The organism is Acidovorax sp. NO-1 (assembly GCF_000238595.1).
Lineage (GTDB): Bacteria > Pseudomonadota > Gammaproteobacteria > Burkholderiales > Burkholderiaceae_C > Acidovorax.
This window is the reverse complement of sequence record NZ_AGTS01000037.1, coordinates 1-3,457: the sequence shown is the minus strand read 5'-3', so window position 1 is coordinate 3,457 and position 3,457 is coordinate 1. Positions and strand designations below refer to the sequence as shown.

3 protein-coding genes are annotated in these 3,457 nt (G+C 62.7%); all 3 read left to right on the top strand.

What is annotated here, in order from left to right; genetic code table 11:
• The first annotated feature begins 142 nt into the window (after positions 1 to 142).
• From KYG_RS03805 to KYG_RS03795, 3 genes are read left to right on the top strand one after another with little or no spacing between them, the layout of a single operon-like run.
• Positions 143 to 1,375 carry a tyrosine-type recombinase/integrase gene (locus tag KYG_RS03805; RefSeq protein WP_139019285.1) on the top strand — a complete coding sequence of 411 codons (1,233 nt, stop codon included), beginning with the start codon at positions 143 to 145 and terminating at the stop codon, positions 1,373 to 1,375.
• Positions 1,368 to 2,339, top strand: a complete 972-nt coding sequence (locus KYG_RS03800) for a tyrosine-type recombinase/integrase (RefSeq protein ID WP_008903504.1) — start codon at positions 1,368 to 1,370, stop codon at positions 2,337 to 2,339. The genes KYG_RS03805 and KYG_RS03800 overlap by 8 nt, the downstream gene beginning before the upstream one ends.
• Entirely contained in the window at positions 2,336 to 3,367 is a 1,032-nt protein-coding gene (locus tag KYG_RS03795) for a tyrosine-type recombinase/integrase (protein ID WP_008903503.1), read from the top strand. The genes KYG_RS03800 and KYG_RS03795 overlap by 4 nt, the downstream gene beginning before the upstream one ends.
• The last annotated feature ends 90 nt before the right edge of the window (positions 3,368 to 3,457 follow it).

The window sequence follows — 3,457 nt, the reverse complement described above, 5'->3', positions numbered from 1 at the left end:
ATGGCCGAATGTGGACTTATTTGATATGTGGAGTGCGGGAGCCCTTGCGGCTTCCGCTTTGACTTCGAAGCCATTGAACTTCACATATTGCGCACGCCACGCGTAACGTTCGTTGCCCATCCACTATGTACGGAGGGGCATCATGTCCACTGAACTTCCCAGCAACACGCGTGCGCTTCTTGCTCGATCAGTCAATGCACCAGAGTTGAGAGCGTTTTCGGCATGGCTTGGCAGCGAACACTACACGCCGTTCGTGGTCCAGCGTCATCTGCTGCGGCTCGAACAAGTCCTGCCGCGCTTACCAGGACCCACGTGCAAAGCAGATGACTTGCACGAGGCATTCAATGCTGTTGGCCGCGGGGTGCCGAGCCGACCGCCTGCGTTCCGTGGGACCGAACGTGTCTACGCCCGTTTCTTGCTCGCACACGGGCGTCTGCTCAAGAACGAACAAGGGGGTCGCTACGTCTCGCTGTGTAGCGACTACCAGCGGGAACTGCTGGAACTACGTGGGCTATCTCTGTCGTCGCGCGGGCAGCACGCGAGGACGGTGGCTGACTTGCTGGCTCGCGGTCTCGGCCCAGACCAGAACTTGAGCACGGTGACGCTGGTTGATATCGAACGGTACGTCGCTCTGCGCAGCCGCGAGGTGTCGCGTCACTCGCTGCAGCATGTGGTCGCGCTTTTGCGCAGCTTCCTGCGGTTCTGCCACGGTCAAGGGGAGATCGGCCGACCGCTCGACGCCATCGAGACTCCCCGCACCTACCGCGGCGAGTTGCCGCCGATGGCGCTCGATTGGTCGGTGGTCCAGGCGCTGCTTCGATCCATTGATCTCGCCAGCAAGGCAGGTCGGCGCGATCACTGCATCCTGCACTTGATGGTCCACTACGGACTGCGACCGTCAGAAGTTGTGGCGCTGCGCCTTGACTCCATCAACTGGGAGACTGGCGTGCTGCATGTGGTGCAGCGCAAGACCCGTTGCGACCTGTTCCTGCCGCTGGCGACCCAGACGCTGCGCATCTTGCGCAGTTACCTTGCACACGAACGGCTGTCTCAAGGTTCGTCACATCCTGAACTGTTCTTGCGGGCGAGATGCCCGAGTGGTGCCATCGAGAACTATGCGGTCGGTGACCTCTTCAAGAAGCGTGTGCGGCTGGCCAAGCTGGAACTGCCTGGGCAGAACGTCTATCGGCTGCGGCACACCTTCGCCATGCGGCTGCTCACCCAGGGCGTAGGCGTCAAGGCCATCGGCGACGTTCTCGGACATCACAGCCTGGAGAGCACCTGCGCCTACCTCCGGCTGGATACGGACATGCTGCGCTGTGTGGCAATCGAGGTCCCCGAGATCGGTCATCCCCGGGGAGAGCGCCATGCATGACGTTCTTTGCATGGACGCTTGGGACGCCGCCGTCACGGCCTATCTGACCAGCCGCCACGCGATCGGGCGGGCATACCGCAAGGAAGAAGTGATCCTGTGCAAGGTGCGCGGGTTCTTGGTTCAGGCGGGAGCCACCGATCTTGATCTCGCGCTCTTCGAGCGCTGGCGCGCGCAGTTCCAGCATCTCAGTTCGAGCACACGCGTCGTGCGCGAGCACACCGTGTACAAGTTCTACCGGTACCGACGGCGCAGCGATCCTGGTTGCTTCCTGCCGGACTGGGAGTCGCTCACTCGACAGAAGCCACACGCGCTGCCAATCATCATTGAACCGGGGCAAGTGGCTCAGTTGCTCTCTTTCGTGTCGCAACTGCCACCGAGGAGTCAATACTTCGCGCGAACGCACGTCATGCGTCTGGTCGTCGTGCTGCTGTACACGGCGGGGCTCAGGCGCGGCGAGGTCGTCCGCCTGACGCTGGGCGATGTCGATGAGCGCGCCGGGGTGCTTCGCATCCGAGAGTCGAAGTTCCACAAGTCCCGTTGGGTTCCCCTGTCGATCAGTGCGCATGCCGAACTGCAGCGCTATCTGGCCGCACGGCGTCAGGCTCGTCTGGACGAGCGTCCTGGAGCCCCGTTGTTGTGTACTCTCGCATTGCGTGCCTACACCGCCGCGGGTCTGTACAGCACCTTCAAAGCCCTGCTGCGTCGCGCAGGCATCCATGACAGCGCCGGCAAAGTCCCGCGCTTGCAAGACTTCCGCCACAGTTTCGCCGTGGCGGCGCTTTTGCGGTGGTACGAAGCCGATGCCGACGTGCAGTCCAACTTGCCCAAGCTTGCGCTGTACATGGGGCACGTGAATATTGTCTCTACCGCCTACTACCTGCGCTGGATGCCGGCCGTGGTGTCCCACGCGTCGGCTCGCTTCGAACGATCGTGTGCCGGCATGATCGAAGGTGGTGTCGAATGAAAGCGTCCACACAAACCGATCTTGGGCGTGAGCTGGTGCGCTTCTTCGAAGAGTTCCTGCCTGGCCAGCGAGGCCTGAGCCCGAACACCGTGCGCAGTCACCGTGACGCCATGCTGCTGTTGTTGCAGTTCGCATCAGCCGAAGCCAAGCGCCCGATCGAACGGCTGCAGGTGTCCGACTTCACGGCCGAACGGGTAGTCGCTTTCCTGAATCACCTGGAGGTCGACCGCGGCAACAGCATCGCGACACGCAACGCCAGGCTCGGTGCCATTCATGTGTTCGCCCGCTTCCTGGCCTCACGTAGGCCGGAGGCGCTGGGTACCCTGCAGCGCGTGATCGCTCTGCCGTACAAGCGCGGCGCGCGCGAGGTGCCGGTCGAGTATCTGGAGCGCATCGAGATGGAGGCGGTGTTGCAGAGCATCGACCGCAGCAGCGTTTTGGGGCGGCGCGACTATGTCCTGTTCGCGTTGATGTTCAACACCGGGGCACGCGTGCAGGAGGCGCTGGACGTTCGGCGGCGAGACGTGCGTCTGGATTCGCCACCTCAGATTCGCCTGACCGGCAAGGGCAACAAGGTACGGCTGTGCCCGATCTGGCCCGTGACGGTCAAACTGCTGCGGGCCTTCATCGACGAACTGCCGGCACCAGAAGGTGATCCTGCTGACGCACTGCTGTTCACCAACGCCCGAGGCAGACCGCTCACGCGGTTCGGCGTTCGCTACCTGCTGCGCCGCTACGTTGCAGTTGCGTCGCAAGAAGTTCCAAGCATGCGCGACAAGAGCATCCATCCGCACTCGCTGCGGCACAGCACGGCAATCGCACTGCTCAAGGCTGGCGTGGACTTCGCCACGATCAGCCAGTGGCTGGGACATGCCGGCTTGAACACGACGATGCGCTACGCACGCGCCGACATCGACCTCAAGCGCCAAGCCATTGCACAGGTGTTCCCAGAAGCACTGGCCCCGCCGCGCGGTGGGCGGTTCCAGCCCGATGGCAGCGATCTGGTTGGCTGGCTGCGCCGGATGTGAGCCCGATATGTGGAGTCAACCAATCCTGGCGGTGCGCCTTCACCCATGAGGGTGCACCGCCAACTCCACATATCAAATAAGTCCACATTC